Source organism: Proteus genomosp. 6, assembly GCF_040139785.1.
Classification (GTDB): Bacteria; Pseudomonadota; Gammaproteobacteria; order Enterobacterales; family Enterobacteriaceae; genus Proteus.
Window position 1 is genome coordinate 25,069 of the sequence record NZ_JBEEVJ010000009.1, and the last position, 25,046, is coordinate 50,114.

Here is a 25,046-nt window from a genome sequence, read left to right on the forward strand (position 1 = left end):
GTAAATCAGAGTAAAAAATAGCTGGTTTTTGCCAGCTATTTTTGTCTCTATACTAAAATAAAGAGATAGTCGGGTAATTAATTTTTATAAGGGGCGTTATCTGCTTATAAAAATAAGAGAGGTGCATGATGTTAGAACAAGTCAGCAAATTAGCCCGCCAAGCAGGTATGGCGATAATGCAAATCTACCAGCAATCAGAGCCTATCCAAGTACAGGAAAAAAGTGATAATTCACCTGTCACAGAGGCTGATTTGGCCGCTCACCAAATTATTAAACAAGGACTTGCTTCTATTGCCCCAGATATACCTCAATTATCTGAAGAAGATCCCCCTGAATGGGAAGTTCGCCGTCATTGGGATCGCTATTGGTTGATTGATCCTTTAGATGGAACTAAAGAATTTATTAGCAAAAATGGTGAGTTTACGGTGAATATCGCCTTAATTGAAAAAGGTATTCCCGTTTTAGGCGTTGTTTATGCACCGGTTCAAAATGTGTTATATGCGGCTGCCAATAAACAAGCATGGAAAGAAATGTGTGGTCGGAAATTACCTATTCATGCGAGCCGTGCTGAACCACCAGTGATTGTGATTAGTCGTTCTCATCAAGATGATGAATTAAAAGAGTATTTATCTCAACTTGGCGAACATCAAACGGTTGCCGTTGGCTCTTCTTTAAAATTTTGTCTTGTGGCGGAAGGTAAAGCGCAACTTTATCCTCGCTTTGGACCTACACACACATGGGATACTGCCGCAGGTCATGCTATTGCGATTGCCGCTGGTGCGCATGTCACTGATTGGAAAGGGATCACGTTAGATTATTCCCCTAAAGAATCGCTGATAAACCCAGGATTTAGAGTTTCTATTTTTTAAATAGACCAGATGAAGTTGGAGCCCTTGATGTGAAAGGGCTCTGACATGGTAAGCTATTCTTTAATTAAATCGTTGATAAGGTTGATTGCCGTCGTAATCTCCGCACCGCTTAATACACCTTCTTTGACGAAACGAACCTTACCTTGCTTATCTAAAACAACAATAGTTGAACTCTCTTTTTCTAATCCCCAGCCTTTTAATGCTACGCCATCGGCATCAACAATAAACTGTGACCAAGGAAATTCTTTTTTACTGTCTTCAACACTGCTACGAACAAATGGACCTGTGCCAAAGACTGCATCATCAGTATTAATAATCGTTGTAGTTTGATAACTGGTATGTGGGAATTTAGCCAGTTTTACGGCTTCAATAAACGGTGCATTCATCCCCTTAGCCTTGCTACGTCCTGCTATATGCTGAACAGTACGTACTTTTCCACTGAGCAGACCACTATTCCAATTTTGGTAGCTAAACTTATCTTTGGTTGTGTCATAAAGTAGCTCACCTTTGTCATTGATTGTGACAGCAGGAAGTACTGTATTTTCAGTGATGTTATGTGCAAACGCCCATGTGGATGTGCTGAGTAAAAGAGCAGCTAAGGTTATTTTGTGCATAGCCATTGTCCTATTATTGAAATCGACGTTAGATTCTATCTAAGCATAGAAGCTAGTGAAGAATAATACCTCATCACTGATACATTTATTTAACATTGAGTGGGTAAAATAACACACACACTATCTTTATTTATATTCTTTACTGTCAATAAATGTAAAAACAGATAAGAAAATCAAATAAGTTGAACCTAGTACTTATAATTAGGTCTTTAAATTTGATATATAAAGATAAGTCTTTATGACTTATTAAACTCAACAACGAGCATGGGAGACTAACTGAAAGATGAAAATCTTCAATCGCTATAACCCTGAAAAAATTGCTCTCTACGTTAAGACGTTATTTCGTGGACGGTTTTACATCAAAGGAATGGGTGCATTTGAATTCGATTATGGCAAAATATTACTGCCTAAAATAAAAGATAAGCTACATTTTAATGTGATGAGTGAAGTGAACCAGCAGGTGGTTTTACTGAAAGCAGAACTGGGCTAACTTTTATCTGATAGATAACTGAGTCTTTCTCGTGAAAACTTTCGATAAGACTCAGTTATTAATTTCAATTTGTTACTAGTTAACTTGTCGTTTTATTTTCATCTACTTTGATATCGACTTCGGTTGTTGTCTGTACAACAGGAACGTGTTCTTGCAAAACAGGTTTAACCGGTGGAATATCATCAACTTTAGTTACGAGTAATTGATCTATTTTGTAATTATCAATATCGACAACTTCAAATTTATACCCTGAGAACTTCACATAATCAGTACGTTTTGGAATTTTACGTAAACGGTACATCATAAAGCCCGCAATGGTTTCGTAGTTACTTGAATCAGGGAAATCATCAATATCAAGAACGCGCATTACATCATCAATTGGCGTACCGCCTTCAACTAGCCATGAGTGCTCATCACGGCTCACAATTTGTTCTTCTTGCCCTGGTCCAATTAAATCCCCCATCAAGGTTGTCATTACATCGTTTAACGTAATCACACCCATCACCATCGCGTATTCATTAAGGATGATGGCAAAGTCTTCACCAGATGTTTTAAAGCTTTCCAGCATATCTGAAAGCGTTAATGTATCAGGAATAATCAGCGCTTTACGGATATGAACACCTTCATTGAGGTTTAAGCTTTGTCCGTTAATAACGCGATTAAGAAGCTCTTTAGAATCAACATAACCAATAATATGGTCGATATCGCCTTCACAAACCAAGAATTTAGAGTGAGGCTGTGTGGCAATTTTTTCTTTGATATCACTTTCTGTTTCTTCACGATCAAAATAGACCACATCTTCTCGTGGTGTCATGGCCGAAGGGACAGTGCGTGACTCTAACTCAAAGACGTTTTCAATCAGTTCATGTTCTTGTTTACGTAAAACACCAGCAACAGCCCCCGCTTCTACAATGGCAAAAATATCATCAGAAGTAATATCTTCATTTCTCACCATCGGGATTTTAAATAATTTAAAGATAAGATCAGCCATGCCATTGAATAACCAAACCAGCGGGCGAAAGAAGGCAAGGCAGAAACGCATTGGGTTCACAATTCTTAATGCGATAGCTTCTGGTTTTATCATACCAATGCGTTTTGGCGTTAAGTCAGCCAGTAAAATAAACATTGATGTGACAATAATAAAAGAGCAAATCGATCCTAATTGTTGTGAGAGTGCTTCATCAAAAAATTGTAGGAAAAAGCTTTTTAATGAAGGCGAAAATGCAGATTCACCCACAATACCCGCTAAGATAGCGACAGCATTTAATCCAATTTGCACAACGGTAAAAAACATGCCCGGCATTTCTTGCATTTTTAATACACGAGCAGCGTTAATATTGCCCTCATCAACAAGTTGTTTGAGCTTAATTCGACGAGAAGCAGCAAGAGAGATTTCAGACAGCGAAAAAAAGGCGCTGATAGCACAGAGCAAAAGCACAATGAGTAAACTATTAAGCATATAAGGCTCACACCACCCCAAGTATTTAGTCCAAAGGGTAATACTAGAGTATTAAAATAGAAGATAAATCAATATATTGTGATGAAATTATTCACAAAGAAAGATAAGAGGGCGCAATTATATCATCGCCCTGCTATTTTCTGCTAGTTTTACTTTTCAGGAGGATAACAGATACCTATCCCACCTAATCCACAATAACCTTGTGGGTTTTTATAGAGATATTGTTGGTGATAATCTTCAGCAAAATAAAAAGGGCCCGCTGGCTGAATTTCTGTGGTGATTACTTCTGTAGCACCTTGAGTATTCATAGCTTGTTGATAGCGTTTTTTGGACTCAATAGCTTGCGCATATTGATCTGCATTAACCGTGTAAATTGCCGAGCGATATTGGCTGCCAATATCGTTACCTTGACGCATACCTTGTGATGGATTGTGATTTTCCCAAAAAAGAGCCAAAAGTTGTGAATAGCTAATCACTGAGGGATCAAAAACCACTCTCACGACTTCACTATGACCTGTTAATCCTTGGCAAACTTGTTGATAGGTTGGGTTTTCTGTTACACCACCGCTATAACCCGCACTTGTTGAGTAAACGCCCTGTTGTTGCCAAAACAGACGTTCAACTCCCCAAAAACAGCCCATCGCAAAATAAGCGATACTCATCTTTTCAGGAATATCATTAATAGAATGCCCATTTACTGCATGATTAGCAGATATTTCTAATGGCATCGAAGTACCCCTTAAGGCATTCTCTGGTTGGTAAGCTTTATGTTGCAAGGTAGACTCCAGTTTTTATATTTGTAAACGCTTTACTATGGTAAAGGCTTAATATTGTTATAAACTAAATCTACAATAAAGCTTAAAATAGTTTGTCGTCAATTCATCACATGGATTAAATCATATTGAGGAGAAAACGTGCCGAGATACTCCGTTATCTACGTTCTCTGTCTGTCTTTTATCGCACCTGTTGCCTATGGGGCAAATTTGCGTTTAAAAGTAGAAGGTTTAGAAGGGCAACTCGAAAAAAATGCGCGAGTCCAGCTATCAAACATTACAACAGAAGAAGTTGCACCTGACGGGCGTTTTCGTGCGCGTGTTGAAAAGGCAATTCAAGAAGGACTTCGCCCATTAGGCTATTATCAGCCTACTGTGACATTCTCTTATCAAGAAAATACACCGCCAGCACGTTCGATATTAACGGCAAAAGTAGAGCCGGGTATTCCTATTTTACTCAAAGGTGTGGATATTGTTCTTGAAGGTGGCGCTAAAACCGATGAGCAATATGCTAAGGTCATTAAAGAGAACACCCCGCCACTTGATAGCGTGTTAAATCATGGTGATTATGAAAAACTCAAAGGTTCGTTAACAGGGCTTGCCGTTCGCCGTGGCTACTTTGATGCTGAAATGGAAAAAAGTCAGCTTGGTGTTTCTTTAGATAATCACGCCTCTTATTGGGATTTTGTCTTTAATAGCGGTGAACGTTACCGTTTTGGTAAGGTGAATTATACTGGCTCTCAAATCCGTGAAGACTATCTACAAAATATTGTTCCTTTTAAAGAAGGGCAATATTACTCCTCAGAAGAGCTTGCCGAATTTAATCGACGTTTAGCGGCAACAGGTTGGTTTAACTCAGCACTTGTGACGCCTGATATCGCAAAAGCACGCAGTGAACATTCTTATTTGCTACCTATGGATGCGGTTGTCACTCCTCGCTCTCGTAACTACGTTGAATTAGGGGGAGGTTATGCAACTGATGTAGGGCCTAGGTTGAATATGCAGTGGAATAAACCTTGGATGAATTCTCGTGGTCATAGCCTGACGTCAGATCTTAGTATTTCTCAACCCGAACAATCTATTGGTGCAAAATACAAAATCCCATTAAAAATTAATCCATTAGAGCAATATTATGCGGTAGACGGTGGTTTTAAGAGAACAGACTATAATGACACGCGTTCTGATACTACAACGCTGAACCTTTCTCGAAATTGGGATATGTCTACAGGTTGGCAATATAGCGTAAATACCCGCTGGAGCCTTAGCCACTTTACTCAAGGGCAAGACACTTATACTACCATGCTGTTATACCCAGGGGTTAATGCGAGTCGGGTTCGTCAACGTGGTGGCATGATGCCTTATTGGGGAGATAGCCAACGTTACTCTATAAATTACTCAAATAAAATTTGGGGTTCTGATGTTGAGTTCTTAGCTTTCAATGCTCAACAAGTGTGGATACGCACGCCTTGGGAAGGACATCGTTTTGTTGTCAGAGGCAATTTTGGTTGGATTGAAACCAATGCTTTTGGGCAAGTGCCACCTGAACTTCGTTTCTTTGCGGGTGGTGATAGAAGTGTTCGTGGTTTTAAATACCAAAGCATTTCACCTGAAGATAGCAAAGGTAACTTAACGGGTGCCTCAAGAATGTTAGTTGGTTCAGCCGAATACCAATATAACGTGACAGGAAACTGGTGGGGTGCAGTCTTTATTGATAGCGGTGAAGCAGTCAATGATTTTACTCGAAGTGATTTTAAAACAGGTGCGGGTGCGGGTGTTCGTTGGGCATCACCTGTTGGTCCCATTAAATTTGATTTAGCATTACCTGTTAGTGATGTAGATAAACGTAGACTCCAGTTTTATATCGGGTTAGGAGCAGAGTTATGAAGAAGTGGTTGAAATGGATTGCACTTACCCTCCTTATCCTTATTTTGCTTACTTTCGGTGCTGTAGCTTGGGTTTTAGGCACACAGTCAGGCTTACACTTTGCCATTAACAGCGCAGCGCGTTGGGTTCCCGGTTTAGCCATTAAAGAGGTTAACGGAGGCTGGCAAGATCTACGTTTAACCGGTGTTGAATATCAAATGCCTGGCGTTGACGTTAATGTGGGTGAATTATCATTAGGATTACGTTTAGCGTGCCTGACTGATAAACAAGTTTGTGTCGATACATTAGGCACGCGAGATGTTGTTGTTAATATTGATACTAGTGCTTTCCCTCCTTCTGAAGAAACGCCACCTTCAGAGCCTTTAACTGAGCTTAATGCACCATTACCTATCTATTTAAATTCACTTTCATTAGAAAATACGCATGTGAAGATTGACGATATGGCGATCTCACTTGGTGAGTTTAAAACAGGCGCACAGTGGGAAGGTCGTCAAGTTACATTAAATCCAACACTCATTAATGATTTGCTGGTGGCATTACCAAAGACACCAGAAGAAGGAAGTGTTGAAGCAACGGCTCAAGATGTAAAAGAAGTTGCTACGGCAAAACCTCAAGCTGAACCCACAACACCAGAAGAAAAAGAACAGGCATTAGCCGACACGATTAAAGCGATTTTTGCTAAACCTCTGTTAGCTGATTTACCCGAAATTATTATTCCTGTTGATGTGAATGTTGAAGGTATTGAAGGTAAGCAGTTACAAATAACAGGGGATACACCTGTTACGATTAACCAATTATCTTTTGAAGCCAATACGAAAGGTAAGCAAGTTAATCTCACTAAATTAACTGTTGATGCACCAGAAGGTGAAGTTAGTTTAAATGGGGGAATTACCTTAGATAAACAATGGCCTGTTAATTTAGATGTGAATGCGACTATTCGTGATGTTGCAGGGCTTGAAGATTTTAAAGATCAAAAAGCGACGCTTTCTTTGCAAGGCGCATTACTTGAAGAGCTTAAATTAGCACTCTCTTTAACAGGAACGGTTACAGCAACTTTAGACGCTCAAGCTGAACTGGCAAAACCACACCTTCCATTAAAATTAACCTTAGAGAGTCAAAAAGTCCGCTGGCCGTTAACGGGGGATGTGCAGTATCAACTCAATGATACTCGGTTGCGTTTAAATGGTCAGACAGATAACTACGATCTTTCATTACGCTCAGATATTGAAGGTCAAGAGATCCCACCTGCGAAATTAATGCTGGATGCAAAAGGTAATGAAGAAAAAATTGAATTAACACGTCTGCGTTTAGCTGCATTACAAGGTCATGCTGATATCACGGGGATTGCCGATTGGAGTAAAGCAATTAGCTGGAATGCGTTATTAACCATTTCAGGTATTAATACCGTTAAACAATACCCAAATATGCCCGCGAAATTAGATGGGCGCATTGCTACAACGGGCAGTTTATATGGTGGCAGTTGGCAATTACGTGTTCCTGAAATCACCTTAGATGGTAATTTCAAAAATAATTTGATTAAGGCGAGAGGGAACGCGTATGGCAACGATTCTGGTCAATGGAATATCCCGCAACTAAAGCTCATTCTAGGTAAAAATAATCTCGATATTGAAGGACATTTAGGCGACAAGTGGGCATTAGATGCCAATATCAATGCACCTGGTTTAAATGGTTTAGTACCAGGATTAGCAGGTGTGATTAAGGGCAAAGTGAATATTCGAGGTGATATTAATACACCTAAGATTATCGCTGATATCAATGCTCATGGTATTAAATGGCAAGATCAAGTTAGTGTTGAATCCATCACTATTAAAGGTGATGTTCAATCGGACAAAGAAATTGGCGGCAAGCTAGCGATTACTGCTCGTCAGTTAAAACAAGCCGATTTAATTATTCGCAATTTAACGCTGGATGCTGCTGGTACAGAAAAACAGCATAAACTGACGTTAAAAATGGAGGGTGAGCCTGTTTCTGGTGGACTGACATTAGCGGGTTCATTTGATAAAGAAAAACAGCAATGGAAAGGAACGCTAAATAATACAGCATTTGATACTCCTGTAGGGGAGTGGCGTTTAAATAAAGCTATTGCATTGAATTTATTGGCTGAGAAGCAAGAAGTTACCATTGGCTCTCATTGTTGGATAAATCCAAATGCACAAGTTTGTGTGCCAAAAGCGATAACGGTTGGTGAAAGTGGCAGTGCAGCTATCACGCTAACGCGTTTTGATTTAGCGATGATCAAACCTTTCTTACCGCCTGAAACGTCTGTTAGTGGTGTATTTACGGGTGATGCAACTGCAACGTGGAATTCAAAAGGCGGATTACCGAAAGCATCTGTAAACCTTAAAGGGCAAGGTGTTGGCGTAAAACAGAATATTGATGGAACTGTTTTACCAATTGATTTTGATACAATTACTTTAAATGCTGGCGTAAATAATGGCAAAGCCACATTGCAATGGCTGATTAGTATCGCGGGCAATGGTGACTTCAAAGGTAATGTGCATGTTGCTGATCTTGAGAAAAAACGCCAACTGTCTGGTACGGTTGATATTGATAATCTGACATTAGATTTAATCAAACCGTTCTTAGGGAAAGGTGAAATAGCTCAAGGAAGCGTGGGTGCTCAATTACGTTTAGGAGGAAGTGCGCAATCACCACTGCTATTTGGTCAATTCGGTATTAATCAATTAAAAGTGGTTGGACATTGGATCCCATTTGATATCACCAAAGGAAATGTTGATATTAGCTTTAATGGTGCAACCTCTGACTTAAGTGGCAGAATCGAAACACCAGAAGGTTATTTAAATCTTACGGGTAATGCAGATTGGCGTAAATTAGATGAATGGCGCGCTGTTGTGGCTGCAAATGGTAATAAGTTACGAGTGGCACTACCGCCAATGGTGCGTATCGATGTCAATCCTGATTTGGTGTTTGAAGCAAGCCCGCATTTACTGAAATTAGACGGTCGCATTGATATTCCTTGGGCGCGTATTGTGGTGCAAGATTTACCAGAATCTGCGGTATCAGCGTCTTCTGATGAAGTGATGCTGGATAAAAACTTGCAACCTATTGCGCCAAAAGAGACATCCATTCCAATTCAAAGTAATTTAGCGATTAATATTGGCAATGATGTGACACTGGACGCATTTGGGCTTAAAGCAAGATTGACGGGCATGCTGAAAGTCAATCAGAATAAACAAGGGCTTGGTTTAAATGGTCAAATTGATATTCCTAAAGGGGAATTCAAAGCCTATGGACAAGACTTACAAGTGCGTAAAGGACAAATCTTGTTCTCTGGGCCTGTTGATCAGCCTTACTTAAATATTGAAGCGATCCGTAATCCTGAAAACACAGCAAATAATGTTATTGCGGGTGTACGAGTGACAGGGCTTGCAGATAAACCTAAAGTTGAAATTTTCTCTGAACCTGCATTTACCCAGCAAGAAGCGTTATCTTACTTGCTAAGAGGGGAAGGGTTAGATAAAAGTGGTGATGCAGACTCATCACAAATGACGGCAATGCTGATAGGATTAGGTGTTGGTCAAAGTGGTCAGCTTGTAGGGCGCATTGGTGAAACCTTCGGTGTTTCAGATTTAGCATTGGATACGCAAGGTGTGGGTGATAGCTCACAAGTTGTGGTCAGTGGCAAGATAACCAATGATCTACAAGTAAAATATGGAGTGGGTATATTTGATTCGCTAGCGACGTTAACTTTACGTTATCGCTTGATGCCCAGGTTGTATTTACAAGCAGTGTCTGGTATGAATCAGGCAATAGATCTGCTTTATCAATTTGAGTTTTAAATTATATGCGAATTATTGTTTATGGTAGTTTACGTCAGAACCAAGGTAACCATCACTGGATGACCTATGCGCAGCTATTAGGCGAGCATAAATTAGTGGGGTATAAACTTTATGATTTAGGGTTTTATCCTGCTGTGGTTGAAGGTGATGGCGAAATAGAGTGCGAAGTTTATCGGATAACGCCTTCTATTTTGACAGAGCTTGATGAATTGAAAAAGAACGATCAAGATTACAAGCGCCAACTGATTTCAACGCCTTATGGCAGTGCTTGGATCTACCTTTATCAAAAGCCTGTTGATGGTTTACGTGAAATAAAAAGCGGTGACTGGTTAAAACGTCACGAAGAAGAGTAATTGGTCAGATTCACCTTTTACTGAAAAGATGTCTGAAAACGGCTCGATAGTGATATCGAGCCGTTTTTATTGATGGAATAGTCAGTATTTTTTTAATTCAATAATATTTTTAATTATATTAAGTTTATAAAAAATATTAGTAATAATTATTTTCAAAAATTGAAATTAAAATAAATACTTTTTTATTTATCTATATAGATATGAATTTTATTAATGGTGTGGCTAATTGACAATAAAATTAACTTAATGTTAAAACAGTAATTGAGTTTTTGGGTAAAAGAATGAAAAATATTTTATTGTATGCGAATAATTAAATAAATTTTAATAAGGTACTTTTATGGATGAATTAAATGAGATTTCTCGCCTTTATAAAACCCCTCCCAAAGAAGTAAAGCAAAATCAAAATATAGAAAATCATCACTTTACTGATATGATTTTACAAACAAAAGTAACTGCAAAAGATGCATTTGATAAATTAGCTTATCTTGCTGGCATTAAAAATGCACCCGCTGATGATAAATATTCAAAATTGAATACATCTAATCTAGATTCACTTCTAGAAAGCGCAAATTTATTAGGTTATGACATTGAAATAGTCAGTGTTTAATTAAAATAAAGCAGCCTTCTGGCTGCTTTATTAACTCAAGGAGAAAATAATGAATAAGGATATTATTGAGTTAAATAAAAATATTAATATAGTAGGATTACATTGGATCTCTCGGTGGCGAGTTAATAATGGAAAAAAAGATTCTTATGTTATTCCTTTCGCGACGACCTATCCGATTAATATTATTTATCATGGTGAAAATGAATTTAAATATGGGCAATATGGTATTCATCTAGGGCAACAAGATACATTAACTTTTTTAGGCGATAAAAATAAAAAAATACTCGCTAAGTTTATCGATTGTCGTAAAAATTCACCAACTTTCAAATCAAGATTAAGCTTTTATATTACGCCCTCATCGGCAAGAACGTTGATTATTCCTCCTGGTGTTGCTCATACTTTTCATCACTTAGAAAATATATTTACTTTAAATAGTTACACTTTACTTTTACCTCCGATAGATAAATTAGCGAGTAAAGCACTGATGTGGTCACCAAATAATGACGTTATTAATCTTCCTGAAGATATTGATATTAATGATATTGATGGTTATGAACCTATGACAGAGGAAGCCTCTGATCTGGTCTACCATCGAATAGCAGATATACAACATGAGATCTTAAGCCAACATGCTTTTTTACATTCAGAAACACGAAAAATTCGTTTAGATGATGGCGATGAAGTTAATTTAAGATTCAGAGAAAAAATAACAGAAAACCAGAAACGGCAATTACCTATATCAAAAATTTTAGGTGTGGCGTTTCGTGACATACCTACCATGCAAACAGGCAAAGAGAGTGGCATCGTTCCGTTAACACGAAAATCGCCTATGTATCTTGTCGAACATGGTAATGAAGATTACAACTTTGACTCTTATGGCTTACACCTAGGGCAAGAAGACCATTTAACTTTTTTAGGGGATGCTTCTAGTGAGATAACATTAAAACTTGTCGACATGCGAGAAGGCTCTGCCACTCTATTTTGTGAAGATGAAATAACGTTCAAGCCTTTACCTAATATGGAATTAGTGATCCCCTGTGGGGTAGCTCATGCATTGTTTAATATGGCTAATATTATTACAGTTAATCGGCCTGTTATCTATTTAGATGAAGAAAAAGAGTATATTCCAGGGCATGATGTTATCGACTGGGAAATCGCTAATAAAAATTATCAAGCATATTGCACTAATAAAATAGAAGCCGACTTAGGTTATTATCAATTTATTGTCTCTAAACAAAAAGAGATAATTAAACAGAAACCTACTCATCATACACCAAAGTCAATTATTATATATGACAAGAATAATAAACCGATTAAAGTCTTAATTAAAGAAAAGGTTTAGTTATTATTATGCGTATTATCTTTTTTTATATGCTTTTTTTTGTTTTAACAGCTGATGGATTAATGGTATTTCTTACCCCCGTTATTGTTTATCAGTTAACAACAAGTATTGAATATTCAGGATTAACATACGCATTATGGTGGTTACCTCGACTTTTTTTAATACCACTTATTGGTAAGTATATTGATGGTCTAGGTATTCGTCCTATCGCTGTTATTTCTGATAGTTGTAAAATAGTAGGGTGTTTATTTTTATTAATTACTCATTTTACATCTGATTTGATGATAGCGATAAGTTTTGGTTTGATTGGTAGTTTAATTTCTATTGGAAATTCACAAACATTGATTTCTTATGAAAAAATTATTGCGTTGATAAGTCATCATAAAGAGCATCATATTAATCTAATGTCTAGAATGGATTTCTTAGGTATGGTCATTGGACCATTATTGGGGATTGTTCTTATTGATTTTGGCTACAAGTATTTACTTGTTATACCGTGTCTATTCTATTTTATTAATGCTATCTTCTTTTTATTCTTTTATGCAAGAAAAGAGATTAACACTGAAAATATAAATAACTCGGAAGAGAAAATCTTTTTTACTAAAAAATTTATTTATATTTTTTCCTCACCCATACTGATATTTTCTGTTTTTATTGCTATTGGTAATAATATGTTTGATGGTTTAATTGAATCAAGTGGAACGGCGTTAATTGATCAGGTTATGAATTTACCGATTAAATACTATGGTTTTATTGATATTGCTGCGGGGATCTTCGGTGTATTTGGAACATATTTATATGGCTGTTTAAATCAGTACATAAGTAGAGTGTTGTTAACGATTATATCAATTGCCATTATTACTATAAGCTCCTCTTTGCTTGTGTTTTTTCAAAGCTCAATAATTATATTTATTATTTGCTATGCGGTTTCAATTATTGGAAAAGTCTTTTCAGGTAATATACTGAGAATATTAAGAATAGAAATTATTCCCATAAATCAGCTCGCTAGCGTTTCATCATTGATTATTTTATTAAATCAGATGATATTACCCATTGTTGGTGGGCTTTTGTTTTTCTCTATGGGGGAGGTCACCGTTATTTACACACTGATGATTATTTCTATAGGAATAACATTGATAAGTGGTGGATTGCTTGTAATACGCTTAAAAAAGAGACGTCGTTATCATAAAAAAAGCCCTTCAATAAAATGAAGAGCTTATTTATTAGTAAATTATTAAGTCATAATTCACTTATTTATTCTGAGTGGGTCAGAATTATTTTTTAGCGCGTTCGAAAGAAGACAGAATTTCAGCTTTAGCTGCTTCTACGCCTTCCCAACCGTCAACTTTAACCCATTTGCCTGCTTCTAAATCTTTGTAGTGTTCAAAGAAATGTTTGATCTGTGCTTTTAAAAGCTCTGGCAGATCAGTCACATCTTTAATGTGATCGTATTCTTTGCTCAGTTTAGTGTGTGGAACTGCAACCAGTTTCGCATCTTCACCTGATTCGTCAGTCATTTTCAGTACGCCAACAGGGCGGCAACGAATAACTGAACCTGGTTGTAATGGATATGGAGTTGGAACCAGAACGTCTACTGGGTCACCATCTAAAGATAACGTGTTGTTGATGTAACCGTAGTTGCATGGGTAGAACATTGCAGTTGACATAAAACGGTCAACGAACAGTGCGCCACTTTCTTTATCAACTTCGTATTTGATAGGATCAGCATTTGCTGGGATTTCAATAACAACATAGATATCTTCTGGTAGTTCTTTACCAGCAGGAACATGATTCAGGCTCATAAAAAATTTCCTATAAAAAAATTAATTTTACGTGGGCTTTAGTATAGCGAAAAGTTTTTAACAATACCCGTTTTTTGCCGAACATGTTGCGTTCTGACGTAAAAATAAGCAGCAAATAAAAGAAAGAGTTATTTTCAAAGATGAAAAAACCGGACGAATAAGAAGTCCGGTTTATCTATGTTAGTGCTAAACGAATGGATTATTCTTCGTCTGGATATTGCGCCATAAAGCTTTCAGCTTGTTCAACCATCGATTTAGTCCCTACAAAGAAAGGCATACGTTGGTGAAGTTCTTTTGGTTCGATATCAAGAATACGCTCTTTACCGTTACTTGCTTTACCGCCAGCTTGTTCGGCTAAGAACGCCATTGGATTGCATTCATAGAGTAAACGTAATTTACCAGTAGGGTGGCTTGCAGTACTTGGGTAAATATAAATACCGCCCTTCAGTAAGTTGCGGTGGAAATCAGCAACTAAAGAGCCAATATAACGTGTGGTATAAGGGCGATTTGTTGCTGCGTCTTGTTCTTGGCAATACTTAATGTATTTTTTTACACCTAATGGGAATTTGATGTAGTTACCTTCGTTGATTGAGTACATGTTTCCTGTTGGTGGGAAATGTACGCTTTCATGAGATAAACAGAATACACCTAAAGATGGATCGTAAGTAAAGGCATGAACACCACAACCTGTTGTATAAACTAACATGGTTGATGAGCCATAAACGACATAGCCCGCGGCTACTTGGCGATGACCTGGTTGTAAGAAGTCATCTAAAGTGACAGATTGGCCAATAGGCGTAATACGGTGGTAAATAGAGAAAATTGTTCCGACGGAAACGTTTACATCAATATTCGACGAACCGTCTAAAGGATCCATTAGTACAACATACTTAGCATTTTCAGCACGATCACCTTCAAAGATAACAATATCATCTTCTTCTTCTGATCCGATACCCGCAACTTCACCACGCGCTTTTAATGCAGCTTTTAGTTTCTCATTTGCGTAAAGATCCAGTTTCATCTGGGCTTCACCTTGAACATTAGAAACACCGTTAGTACCAAGGATATCGACTAACCCTGCTTTGTTAATATCACGGTGGATAATTTTAGCCCCAAGCTTAATCGCCGAAAGTAATGCAGTAAGTTCGCCAGTTGCATGGGGAAAATCTTGTTGTTTCTCGACGATAAATTCGCCTAATGTTTTCATGACGCAGGTCCTGAATGTGAGTGGGTAAAGTAAAAAAGGAGAAAAATCTCCTTGGTGGTGGCAAGTTTAGCCAAAGAATCGCACGATTCAAAGGTTAATCCGTTTCTTATCTGCTTTTTGATCGTTAGAATAGTGACCAACTTCATGCTATTGGACAGAAATTCATGCACATTCATATTCTTGGTATTTGTGGCACCTTTATGGGAAGTCTTGCCATTTTAGCTAGAGCGAAGGGACATAAAGTCACAGGCTCAGATGCTAATGTCTATCCACCCATGAGTACTTTATTAGAAAATCAGGGAATCGAACTGATTGAGGGATATGACCCAAAACAATTAGAACCTGCCCCTGACATGGTGATTATTGGTAATGCGATGACACGAGGAAATCCTTGTGTTGAAGCTGTACTTGAAAAAGGTTTACCTTATACCTCAGGCCCTCAGTGGTTACATGATTATATTTTACCTGAACGTTGGGTGTTAGCCGTTGCTGGAACCCACGGTAAAACCACAACAGCAGGTATGCTGGCTTGGGTTTTAGAAGACTGTGGTTATAAACCTGGTTTTTTAATTGGTGGTGTACCGGGTAATTTCCAAGTATCTGCACAGTTAGGCGAAAGCCCTTTCTTTGTGATTGAAGCTGATGAATATGATAGTGCTTTCTTTGATAAACGCTCTAAATTTGTTCATTATTCTCCACGCACACTGATTTTAAATAATCTTGAGTTCGATCACGCCGATATTTTTGATGATTTAGCGGCAATTCAAAAACAATTCCATCATTTAGTTCGTATCGTCCCAGGCACAGGAAAAATCATCATGCCTGATAGCGATATGAATTTAAAACAGACCATTGGTATGGGATGCTGGAGTGAACAAGAATTCACAGGTGAAACAGGAGATTGGCAAGCTAAAAAACTCAGTAATGACAGTAGTCATTTTGAGGTATTTCACAAAGGTGAGCGAGTTGGTGAAGTGTGTTGGGGACTTTCTGGTGAACACAACATGCAAAATGGCTTAATGGCGATTGTTGCAGCGCATCATGTTGGTGTTTTACCTGCTGATGCTTGTGAAGCGTTAGATAAGTTTATTAATGCGCGTCGTCGCTTAGAGCTACGTGGTGAGGTTAACCAAATAAGTGTTTATGATGACTTTGCACATCATCCCACAGCGATTTTGGCAACGCTTGAAGCGTTACGCAGTAAAGTCGGTGGAACTGCTCGTATTATTGCGGTGTTAGAGCCTCGTTCAAATACCATGAAAATGGGAATTAGCAAGGATGATATCGCACCTGCATTAGGTCGTGCTGATGAAGTCTTTTTATTTCAGCCACCTAATATTCAGTGGTTAGTGAGTGACATTGCAGAGCATTGTGTACAACCTGCTCGTTGGAGTACGGATCTTGATACATTAGTCGATATGATTGCGAAAGAAGCTCAAGCGGGCGATCATATTTTGATTATGAGTAATGGCGGTTTTGGTGGTATTCACGAAAAACTGCTCGCAAAATTAGCACAGCCTAAAGATCTTGATAGCCAGTATTAAAAATAAATAAGCCACTGAAAATTCAGTGGCTTATTTTTTGAAGCTGTAGAAAGGCTAATTATAATTCCTGATCAAAAAGATTCAGAATAGCGTCTCGTAATTCTTCTGTGGAAAATCCTGGTGCCGGTGTTGAAAAAATGGTGTCATCACCCGCAATACTGCCAAGGATCCCTTCTGCTTTGCCTAATGAATCTAATAAACGTGCAATAAGTTGTGCCGCACCCGGACTTGTTCTTATCACCACAACAGAATGGTTATGATCGATATCGAGTACCAGATTTTTTAGTGGGCTGCTTGCTGTTGGTACGCCAAGCTCAGTAGGAAGACAATAAACCATTTCCATTTTGGCGTTACGGGTTCTTACTGCACCAAATTTTGTTAGCATACGAGAGATTTTGGACTGATTAATATTATCAAATCCAGCCTCTTGTAATGCAGTCACAATCTCGCCTTGTGAACTGAATTTTTCTTCTTTCAGCAGGGCTTTAAACGCTTTAACCAAGTCTTCTTGCTTAGAAGGAACGCGCATAGTTCACCTTTAGTGAGTTATCAATAACCTGTGTATTATGCAGAGAAGTGAATTTTTATGCAACAAAAGACGAAGAAAGGCGCGTGATAGCCTCCTCAAAATTGTAAAGTAGAATGTACTGCAAAAAAAATTTATTTACGGCGCGTGAATGTGATAATTTAAGGAAGGTAAAATATTTGTTAAATAAATGATAAGGTTAAATGATTATCATAAGGATGATGGTGTACTTAACACTTTGTCATGTTTATTGAAATTATTTATCAAAAGAGTGTCCACTATCTCATTAACAGATAAGCAATTTGTTTAGAATAACCAAAGTATTATTTTTCACTGTAAATGCCTTATTATGCAATATTGCTGTTAAATAATTGTTTTTTACAAGGTGAATTGCGTAATAGTGAATATCTCTAAGGCGTTCCACTATCTTGTAAACTAAGGAGTATCAGAATGAAAGTAGCAGTTCTCGGTGCAGCAGGTGGTATTGGTCAAGCACTGGCACTTCTTCTTAAAAACCAGCTTCCTGCTGGTAGTGAACTCTCTTTATATGATATCGCTCCCGTCACGCCGGGTGTCGCAGCTGACTTAAGCCATATCCCGACTCAAGTTACTGTAAAAGGTTTTGCGGGTGAAGATCCTTCTCCTGCACTAAAAGGCGCTGATGTTGTTCTGATTTCTGCGGGTGTTGCCCGTAAGCCAGGCATGGATCGTTCAGATCTTTTCAATGTTAACGCGGGTATTGTGCGTAACTTAATTGAAAAGGTTGCACAAAACTGCCCTAAAGCACTTATCGGTATCATTACTAATCCAGTGAATACAACGGTTGCTATTGCCGCTGAAGTACTCAAAAAAGCAGGCGTTTATGATAAAAAACGTCTCTTCGGAATTACTACACTCGACATTATTCGCGCCAATACCTTTGTCGCTGAACTAAAAGGTAAAGATCCACAAAAAACCAATGTTCCTGTAATCGGTGGACACTCTGGTGTGACTATCCTTCCTCTATTATCTCAAGTTGATGGCGTTTCATTTACTGATGATGAAATTGCTGCACTGACTAAACGCATTCAAAATGCAGGTACTGAGGTAGTAGAAGCAAAAGCTGGTGGCGGATCAGCTACATTATCAATGGGCCAAGCAGCGGCTCGTTTTGGTCTTTCATTAATTCGCGCTCTAAATGGCGAGAAAAATGTTATTGAATGTACCTATACAGAAGGTGACGGAGAATATGCCCGTTTCTTTGCACAACCTATTCTTTTAGGTAAAAACGGTGTAGAGGAATATTTATCTATTGGTAAATTAAGTGATTTTGAAAAGCAATCTCTTAATGGCATGTTAGATGTATTGAAAAAAGATATAATTCTTGGTGAAGAATTTATTAATAAATAAAGAAATACTTTTTTTGCTATAAAAATAATGCAAATTTAAATAAAAACCGCTGATACTATATCAGCGGTTTTTTTTATTAATTATAATGTCTGTAATTATTAGTTAATTATTAGTTTTGGTACGAATCTTTCGCTCAAGTAATTCTCCTGTTTCAGGGTGAAAATAACGGCTAGGCCAAATTTCAGAGGGGGAGATACCAAGATAATCAGCAATGATTTTTTCTCCTTTAGGCCAAGGGCGTGATAGCGCATTAGCGAGTGTTGAAGAGCTTAACCCTGCTTGGCGAGAGATGGCAGCAAGTGTTGTTCCTCGTTTTCTAAGTGCGGCAATAATATCGGCAGGATGCCAATCAGATTTCCTTGAAATCATTTTTAATCCTTTTTCTATAAAATTAATTGCTGTGTTAGTGGTATAAATAACAGTTTATTAGAAATGTCCTAAAGCATTTAAACTGATTATTTAGAAAATAAAATAACATTATTTTTCTAAAAAGATTTCTGATTTTTTTCTTAATAATTTCTTTTTTGAAGTTGATAACAATTTTAGAGAAACATAATGAAAAAAGAGTGGTATACGGCAAAGGAATTGACGGGTATAGGTGGATTACCTAAATCACCACAAGGTATAAATTCAAAAGCAAGACGCGAATCTTGGCAAAAACAGAATGTAAAAAATAAGCAAGGTAATGGTGTTGAATATCATTATTCTTGTTTACCAGAAGAAACTTTAATTGCTCTAGAACTTTATGAGCCATTAGCACATTACAAATTAAATAAAAAAGAGGAGCCACTCGTTATCTGGGTGAAAGCATTCCAACAACTAAATGATGGTGAACAAAAAACCTTAACAGAGCTGATATTGCGGGATGGTATTAGAAGTTTTTTAGAAAAAGTCGTCAATGATTAAGCGATTTTAAAGAATCTATTATTGCGTTATCCGCAACAGATATCTATCTGACTAACCTCTTAGTTGAATGTGAGATGAGATCATGAAAAAAGAATGGTATACAGCGAAAGAATTAGTGGGGCTTGCGGGGTTACCTAACTCACCGCAGGGAGTTAACTTGATGGCGCGTCGTGAAGGATGGGAAAACCGTCGTAAACGTGGCGTGCAGGGAAAAGCTGTTGAGTATTCTGTAAAAAGTCTGCCTGATGAGGTGATCAGTGTGCTCGCTGCACATGAACCTCCGGCTGAGTATTTATCGAAACGTCAGGATGCCTTTTTGATTTGGGTTGAAGCCTATTATCAACTGACTAAATCAGAACGAGAGAAAATTGTAAAATTTGTGCTCCGTGAAGGATTAGCAAAGCTCATTAGTTATATTGATGCAGATAATCAAGATGCTATTGAACGAGAAAACGAAGAAGTTCTCAATAAATTAAAAAGCCCACCAGAGTCGACGTAGTTGCTCTAGCGGGCTTCTTTACATAACTAATAGGGATTATATATCAAAGTTATGATTGACGTTGTACAGCGACGTGAGCAAGCCCAATAAGCGCATCTTTATACGGTGAGTCAGGTATAATTGATAAAGCTTCAATCGCTTTGTCTGCTTCTTCTTCTGCTTTTTGGCGGGTATATTCCAAAGAGCCACACTGTTTCATAGTATTTAAAACAGTATCCAATAAATGGCGGCCATTACCTTGTTCAATGGCTTGGCGAATTAATTGGGATTCTTCTTCATTGCCGTTATGCATAGCATGAAGTAATGGCAACGTTGGTTTACCTTCATCAAGATCATCACCAGTGTTTTTACCCAACTGGTTGTTATCTGCATCATAATCAAGTAAATCGTCAATGAGCTGGAAAGCAGTCCCAAGATAACGACCATAATCTTGGAATGCTTTTTCTTGCTCAGGTGTCGCACCTGAAAGGATCGCTGATGCATGAGAAGCAGCTTCAAAGAGACGAGCTGTTTTGCTGTAGATAACTTGCATATAGTCATCTTCAGAAATGTCGGGATCGTTACAATTCATTAATTGTAAAACTTCACCTTCAGCGATCACATTGGTGGCGTTAGACATTAATTTTAATACACGCATCGAATCAAGATCCGTCATCATCTGAAAGGATCGTGTATAAATAAAGTCGCCAACAAGTACACTGGCAGCATTTCCAAAGACGGCATTTGCCGTTTGTTTTCCTCTGCGCATATCAGATTCATCAACAACATCATCATGTAACAACGTTGCAGTATGAATAAATTCGATAAGCGCTGCGACCGAGATATGTTTGTCACCTTGATAGTCCAATGCTCGTCCTGTGAGCACTGCGATCATTGGTCGGATCCTTTTACCACCACCACTAATGATGTAGTAACCAAGTTGGTTTATCAAAGAAACATCTGAATTAAGCTGGTAAAGGATTGCCTCATTTACCGCAGTCATATCAGCGGATGTTAGTTTTATAATAGATTCTAAATTCATGTTTTTTCGACTTTGGCTCGCCAATGAGCGCGTTATTATTAATAAAAAATGATCATGCCATAGATTTTACTCTCTTATAATTTAGATTGTACTTTAAAAATGGCTGAAATAAATATCGTGTAAAAAACTCTTTTTTTTAACGCTAGTTTGCGATCTGTACTTGTCATCGGCACTAAATTTGCGTAGAATTCGCGCCCTATGTGAATATTTTAATTGTGCACTCAAATTATACATATTGGGAGTGTGCGGAAAGCGGAGTTTATATGTACGCGGTTTTCCAAAGTGGTGGTAAACAACACCGAGTCAGCGAAGGTCAAACTATTCGTTTAGAGAAGCTGGAAGTAGCTACTGGCGAAACAATCGAGTTTGATACTGTAATGATGGTCGCTAATGGCGATGACATTCAAATTGGCGCTCCAATCCTTGCGGGCGTTAAAGTTAAAGCGGAAGTGGTTGCTCACGGTCGCGGCGATAAAGTTAAGATTGTTAAGTTCCGTCGTCGTAAACACAGCCGTAAACAACAGGGCCACCGTCAGTGGTTTACTGATGTTAAAATCACTGGTATCGCTTAAGGTTTAGGAGAGTAGTTCAATGGCACATAAAAAGGCTGGCGGCTCGACTCGTAACGGTCGTGATTCCGAAGCAAAACGTCTGGGTGTTAAACGTTTCGGTGGTGAAGCTGTATTAGCAGGTAGCATCATCGTTCGTCAACGTGGTACTAAGTTCCATGCAGGTACTAACGTTGGTTGTGGTCGTGACCACACCCTGTTTGCATTAGCTGACGGAAAAATTAAGTTCGAAGTTAAAGGTCCAAACAACCGTAAATTTATCAGCATCGAAGCTGAATAATTACTGGTCCTTTAAGCACCGAGTCAAAAGCCCTGCAAATCTGTTGCGGGGCTTTTTATATTTAAAAAAGGCCATCTCTGGGTAATTTCGGCCATCCAGCACGTTAATGGCTACTATACGGAGTAAAATCATGAAATTTGTTGATGAGGCCAAGATCCTAATCGTCGCGGGCGATGGTGGTAACGGCTGTGTAAGCTTTCGTCGCGAAAAATATATCCCTAACGGGGGACCAGACGGTGGTGATGGTGGTGATGGTGGTGATGTCTACATGATTGCAGACGAAAACCTTAACACCTTAATTGATTACCGTTTTACTAAATCTTATCGTGCAGAGCGTGGTGAAAATGGCCACAGCCGTGATTGCACCGGTAAGCGTGGTCAAGATATTACTATCAGTGTTCCTGTCGGAACGCGTGTCCGTGATTTAGCAACAAATGAAGTCATTGCTGACTTGACTGTTCACGGTCAAAAGCAAATGGTTGCTAAAGGTGGCTTCCACGGTTTAGGTAATACGCGTTTTAAATCGTCGGTGAACCGTGCTCCACGTCAACGTACAATGGGAACGCCAGGTGAATCTCGCGAAGTCCTATTAGAGCTAATGTTATTAGCTGATGTGGGTATGCTTGGTATGCCAAATGCGGGCAAATCTACATTTATTCGTGCAGTATCAGCAGCAAAACCTAAAGTTGCTGATTATCCATTTACAACATTAGTACCAAGCCTAGGTGTGGTGCGTATGGATAATCACCAAAGCTTTGTGGTTGCAGATATTCCCGGATTAATCGAAGGCGCTGCTGATGGTGCAGGTCTTGGGATCCAATTCTTAAAACACTTAGAACGCTGTCGTGTGTTATTACACTTGATCGACATTGATCCTATTGATGGATCGGATCCTGTGGAAAATGCAAAAATTATTATCTCTGAATTAGAGAAATACAGCGAAAAATTAGCACAAAAACCACGTTGGTTAGTGTTCAATAAAGTTGATCTTCTTGATGCTGAAGAAGCAAAAGAGAAGGCAAAAGCAATTGTTGAAGCGCTAGGTTGGGATGAAAACTATTACATGATAGCGGCAATCAACCAAGAAGGTGTGAAAAAACTTTGCTGGAATATCATGGAATTCCTGAATGTTACTCCGCGTGAGCAAGATATTGTTGCAACAAAAGCAGAGCCAGGAAAAGTTGACTTTATGTGGGATGATTACCATAAAGAACAACTAGAAAATCCTGATTTCGAAGAAGATGACGATGATGATTGGGATGAAGAGGATGACGACGGTATCGAGTTTATCTACCAACGTTAATCATTATTTTCATCATGATAAAATAAAAACGCCTGATTAATCAGGCGTTTTTCATATACATTGACTACATTTACTGAGTGTAAATCTAGCGGTTGTTGTACATATCTTTATACAGATTAGTTTCAAAACGCACTAAATAAGCACGTCCAGCATTGCGATTCTGTGTAGGAGGTGAATACGCCGAAACGTATTGTACAAACGCAACTTTTTGCCCATTTGCCGTGGTCATAAAGCCCGCTAGATTGTAAACCCCTTTTAATGATCCCGTTTTGGCAGAAACCTTGCCATCCACACCCGCTTCATGAAAACCGCCTCGATATTGTAATGTACCGTCATGTCCTGCAAGGGGAAGCATAGTGATAAAGTTTAATTCACTTTCATGTACTCCAATATATTGAAGGATTTGCATCATGGTTGCAGGTGAAATGAGGTTATGGCGAGAAAGACCAGAGCCATCAACTATAACGGTATTTGCTAAATCAATTCCGGCTTTTTGTTTTAAAATCGCGCGGGTTGCTTCTGCGCCAGAGCGCCAAGTACCTGCAACGCCATAATACTCACGACCAATAGTTCTAAATACGGTATCTGCAATCATATTGTCAGACTCTTTTAGCATGGTCGTCAGTAAGCTATGTAACGGTTTTGATTGTGTCTGTGCCAGTACAGTAACAGGCGCTTTTAGTTGAGATCGACGTTTGATATATCCATCAAGTTCAATATTGGCGCGTTGTAACTCTTCTTTTAAAATTGTACCCGCCCAATGAGCACCATCTTGAATAGAAAACATTAAAGGTACTGCATCATCACGTTTAGGAATACAACCTGTGATTACATAGGTATTTAAGTCACGAACCGTGACATCTAATTCACAAAAACGGGTACGAGTTGATCCTTTCTCATAAGTTTCAACTTCACTTAAAACAGTGACAGGATAGAAAGAAGCTTTACGTATTGTGGCAATATCACCTTCTTTTTTGCCACTTTGCAGTAAGACGGAAAAGCAGTTCTTATCAACAATTGCAGCACTAGGAGGGGCACTAAAGCATTGTGTCAGATCATTCCAAACCCAACCTGGGGCCTTGTCGTGGCTTGAAAAAGCAGAAGTATCAATAAGCAAATCACCATGCACTTTTGTAACACCTGATTGCTTTAATATGGCAACCATTGCTCTTAATTGCTGACGGGTTAATGTAGGATCGCCAGTAAAACGAAAGATCAAATCACCATTAAGCTGATTGTCTTTTATCTTGCCTTCTGTTTCCATTGTTGTGGTGAATTGATAATTTCCACCTAATTGAAGTAATGCAGTAAGTGCAGTCACCACTTTCTGAGTACTTGCTGGAAGTGCTAATTGCTCGGCATGATAGTTAAGATTAGGAGAAGCCGCGCCAACGGGTTGAGTTATTAAACCTACTTGTGTTCCTTCAGGAAGAAGGGATGTGTAGTTTTCAACAGGTATTGCTTGGGTTGAAAAACTAATGATACTTAATGTGTAAAGTATCCGTCGAAATGTTGATAGTAAGTGCATAATTTCTCTATCCGTGACTATAGCGTGTAACGTTACAGTATTGATTGCCAGAGGCTAATACTAAAGGGCAATGAGGGCAAAAGTAAACGGTAACAAGCAGGATTAGCTCATTATCGGAAAAAGTCTGTTTATCTCTTTATAAAGAGAGATAAGGCGTGAAGCAATGCGTCTGTTGTGTTAGATTTAGTTTTAAGTATGGGAGGTTTAGTTTACGTCCCAATAGCATGAGTTGGGAATATAATAGCGTCCCCTCATTTACC

The 25,046-nt window shown here is 38.4% G+C and carries 24 protein-coding genes; 15 read left to right on the forward strand and 9 right to left on the reverse strand.

The genetic code is table 11. The annotated features are described in order from the left end of the window. The first annotated feature begins 128 nt into the window (after positions 1-128). Positions 129-869: a 3'(2'),5'-bisphosphate nucleotidase CysQ gene (cysQ, locus tag ABN212_RS12350; protein WP_196533595.1), complete on the forward strand. Its 741-nt coding sequence runs from the start codon at positions 129-131 to the stop codon at positions 867-869. Between the two features lie 53 nt (positions 870-922). On the opposite strand, the gene ABN212_RS12355 is transcribed toward cysQ, so the two are convergent. Further along, entirely contained in the window at positions 923-1,483 is a 561-nt protein-coding gene (locus tag ABN212_RS12355; RefSeq protein ID WP_198626356.1) for a YtfJ family protein, read from the reverse strand. Positions 1,484-1,766: 283 nt separating this feature from the next. Between ABN212_RS12355 and ABN212_RS12360 the strand changes: the two genes are divergently transcribed. Further along, positions 1,767-1,973, forward strand: coding sequence for a DUF1107 domain-containing protein (locus tag ABN212_RS12360; protein ID WP_100159789.1), 207 nt, complete (start codon positions 1,767-1,769; stop codon positions 1,971-1,973). 79 nt (positions 1,974-2,052) lie between these two features. On the opposite strand, the gene ABN212_RS12365 is transcribed toward ABN212_RS12360, so the two are convergent. Both ABN212_RS12365 and msrA read right to left on the reverse strand, forming a co-directional pair. Then, a complete protein-coding gene (locus ABN212_RS12365) occupies positions 2,053-3,432 on the reverse strand; it encodes a hemolysin family protein (RefSeq protein WP_109372696.1) in 1,380 nt (459 codons plus the stop codon). 149 nt (positions 3,433-3,581) lie between these two features. Next, on the reverse strand, positions 3,582-4,160 hold the full coding sequence (msrA, locus tag ABN212_RS12370; protein ID WP_232797615.1) for a peptide-methionine (S)-S-oxide reductase MsrA: 579 nt from the start codon (positions 4,158-4,160) through the stop codon (positions 3,582-3,584). Between the two features lie 186 nt (positions 4,161-4,346). Between msrA and tamA the strand changes: the two genes are divergently transcribed. The 6 genes from tamA to ABN212_RS12400 all read left to right on the forward strand — a co-directional run bounded on the left by tamA (position 4,347) and on the right by ABN212_RS12400 (position 13,423). Next, positions 4,347-6,089: an autotransporter assembly complex protein TamA gene (gene tamA / locus ABN212_RS12375; RefSeq protein ID WP_198620223.1), complete on the forward strand. Its 1,743-nt coding sequence runs from the start codon at positions 4,347-4,349 to the stop codon at positions 6,087-6,089. Beyond that, positions 6,086-9,910, forward strand: a complete 3,825-nt coding sequence (gene tamB, locus ABN212_RS12380; RefSeq protein ID WP_349443276.1) for an autotransporter assembly complex protein TamB — start codon at positions 6,086-6,088, stop codon at positions 9,908-9,910. Before tamA ends, tamB begins: the two co-directional genes overlap by 4 nt. A gap of 5 nt (positions 9,911-9,915) precedes the next feature. Beyond that, complete coding sequence (locus ABN212_RS12385; protein WP_109372692.1) at positions 9,916-10,263, forward strand: gamma-glutamylcyclotransferase family protein; 348 nt, start codon at positions 9,916-9,918, stop codon at positions 10,261-10,263. 337 nt (positions 10,264-10,600) lie between these two features. Beyond that, positions 10,601-10,870 (forward strand): XRE family transcriptional regulator, encoded by a 270-nt coding sequence (locus ABN212_RS12390; RefSeq protein ID WP_198620221.1) that lies wholly within the window; start codon positions 10,601-10,603, stop codon positions 10,868-10,870. Between the two features lie 49 nt (positions 10,871-10,919). Next, positions 10,920-12,212 (forward strand): dTDP-4-dehydrorhamnose 3,5-epimerase family protein, encoded by a 1,293-nt coding sequence (locus ABN212_RS12395; RefSeq protein ID WP_198620220.1) that lies wholly within the window; start codon positions 10,920-10,922, stop codon positions 12,210-12,212. A gap of 8 nt (positions 12,213-12,220) precedes the next feature. Further along, on the forward strand, positions 12,221-13,423 hold the full coding sequence (locus ABN212_RS12400; RefSeq protein WP_349443277.1) for an MFS transporter: 1,203 nt from the start codon (positions 12,221-12,223) through the stop codon (positions 13,421-13,423). A gap of 63 nt (positions 13,424-13,486) precedes the next feature. Here ABN212_RS12400 and ppa read toward each other — a convergent pair whose 3' ends face one another. Then, entirely contained in the window at positions 13,487-14,014 is a 528-nt protein-coding gene (gene ppa, locus ABN212_RS12405; RefSeq protein WP_072069581.1) for an inorganic diphosphatase, read from the reverse strand. A gap of 199 nt (positions 14,015-14,213) precedes the next feature. Next, positions 14,214-15,221 (reverse strand): class 1 fructose-bisphosphatase, encoded by a 1,008-nt coding sequence (gene fbp / locus ABN212_RS12410; protein WP_023583589.1) that lies wholly within the window; start codon positions 15,219-15,221, stop codon positions 14,214-14,216. A 164-nt stretch (positions 15,222-15,385) separates the two neighbouring features. On the opposite strand from fbp, the gene mpl reads away from it, so the two are divergent. Further along, positions 15,386-16,765 (forward strand): UDP-N-acetylmuramate:L-alanyl-gamma-D-glutamyl-meso-diaminopimelate ligase, encoded by a 1,380-nt coding sequence (gene mpl / locus ABN212_RS12415; protein ID WP_109372688.1) that lies wholly within the window; start codon positions 15,386-15,388, stop codon positions 16,763-16,765. A 58-nt stretch (positions 16,766-16,823) separates the two neighbouring features. Here mpl and argR read toward each other — a convergent pair whose 3' ends face one another. Beyond that, complete coding sequence (gene argR / locus ABN212_RS12420) at positions 16,824-17,294, reverse strand: transcriptional regulator ArgR (protein WP_006535714.1); 471 nt, start codon at positions 17,292-17,294, stop codon at positions 16,824-16,826. A gap of 447 nt (positions 17,295-17,741) precedes the next feature. On the opposite strand from argR, the gene mdh reads away from it, so the two are divergent. Next, positions 17,742-18,680 carry a malate dehydrogenase gene (gene mdh, locus ABN212_RS12425; protein WP_196533556.1) on the forward strand — a complete coding sequence of 313 codons (939 nt, stop codon included), beginning with the start codon at positions 17,742-17,744 and terminating at the stop codon, positions 18,678-18,680. A gap of 102 nt (positions 18,681-18,782) precedes the next feature. Here the strand turns inward: mdh and ABN212_RS12430 are convergent, their stop codons facing one another. Continuing rightward, positions 18,783-19,049 carry a helix-turn-helix domain-containing protein gene (locus ABN212_RS12430; protein WP_198620218.1) on the reverse strand — a complete coding sequence of 89 codons (267 nt, stop codon included), beginning with the start codon at positions 19,047-19,049 and terminating at the stop codon, positions 18,783-18,785. 186 nt (positions 19,050-19,235) lie between these two features. On the opposite strand from ABN212_RS12430, the gene ABN212_RS12435 reads away from it, so the two are divergent. After that, a complete protein-coding gene (locus ABN212_RS12435) occupies positions 19,236-19,586 on the forward strand; it encodes a DNA-binding protein (RefSeq protein WP_109372684.1) in 351 nt (116 codons plus the stop codon). Between the two features lie 82 nt (positions 19,587-19,668). Then, positions 19,669-20,085, forward strand: coding sequence for a DNA-binding protein (locus tag ABN212_RS12440; protein WP_023583583.1), 417 nt, complete (start codon positions 19,669-19,671; stop codon positions 20,083-20,085). 49 nt (positions 20,086-20,134) lie between these two features. Here ABN212_RS12440 and ispB read toward each other — a convergent pair whose 3' ends face one another. Continuing rightward, on the reverse strand, positions 20,135-21,106 hold the full coding sequence (gene ispB, locus ABN212_RS12445; RefSeq protein WP_196571106.1) for an octaprenyl diphosphate synthase: 972 nt from the start codon (positions 21,104-21,106) through the stop codon (positions 20,135-20,137). A gap of 263 nt (positions 21,107-21,369) precedes the next feature. Here ispB and rplU point away from each other — a divergent pair, with 263 nt between their 5' ends. The 3 genes from rplU to cgtA all read left to right on the forward strand — a co-directional run bounded on the left by rplU (position 21,370) and on the right by cgtA (position 23,258). Next, a complete protein-coding gene (gene rplU, locus ABN212_RS12450) occupies positions 21,370-21,678 on the forward strand; it encodes a 50S ribosomal protein L21 (protein WP_006535707.1) in 309 nt (102 codons plus the stop codon). Between the two features lie 19 nt (positions 21,679-21,697). After that, positions 21,698-21,955, forward strand: coding sequence for a 50S ribosomal protein L27 (gene rpmA, locus ABN212_RS12455; protein WP_006535706.1), 258 nt, complete (start codon positions 21,698-21,700; stop codon positions 21,953-21,955). 130 nt (positions 21,956-22,085) lie between these two features. Beyond that, positions 22,086-23,258, forward strand: coding sequence for an Obg family GTPase CgtA (gene cgtA, locus ABN212_RS12460; protein ID WP_349443278.1), 1,173 nt, complete (start codon positions 22,086-22,088; stop codon positions 23,256-23,258). An 85-nt stretch (positions 23,259-23,343) separates the two neighbouring features. Here cgtA and dacB read toward each other — a convergent pair whose 3' ends face one another. Then, positions 23,344-24,786: a serine-type D-Ala-D-Ala carboxypeptidase gene (dacB, locus tag ABN212_RS12465; protein ID WP_198626352.1), complete on the reverse strand. Its 1,443-nt coding sequence runs from the start codon at positions 24,784-24,786 to the stop codon at positions 23,344-23,346. Between the last annotated feature and the right edge of the window lie 260 nt (positions 24,787-25,046).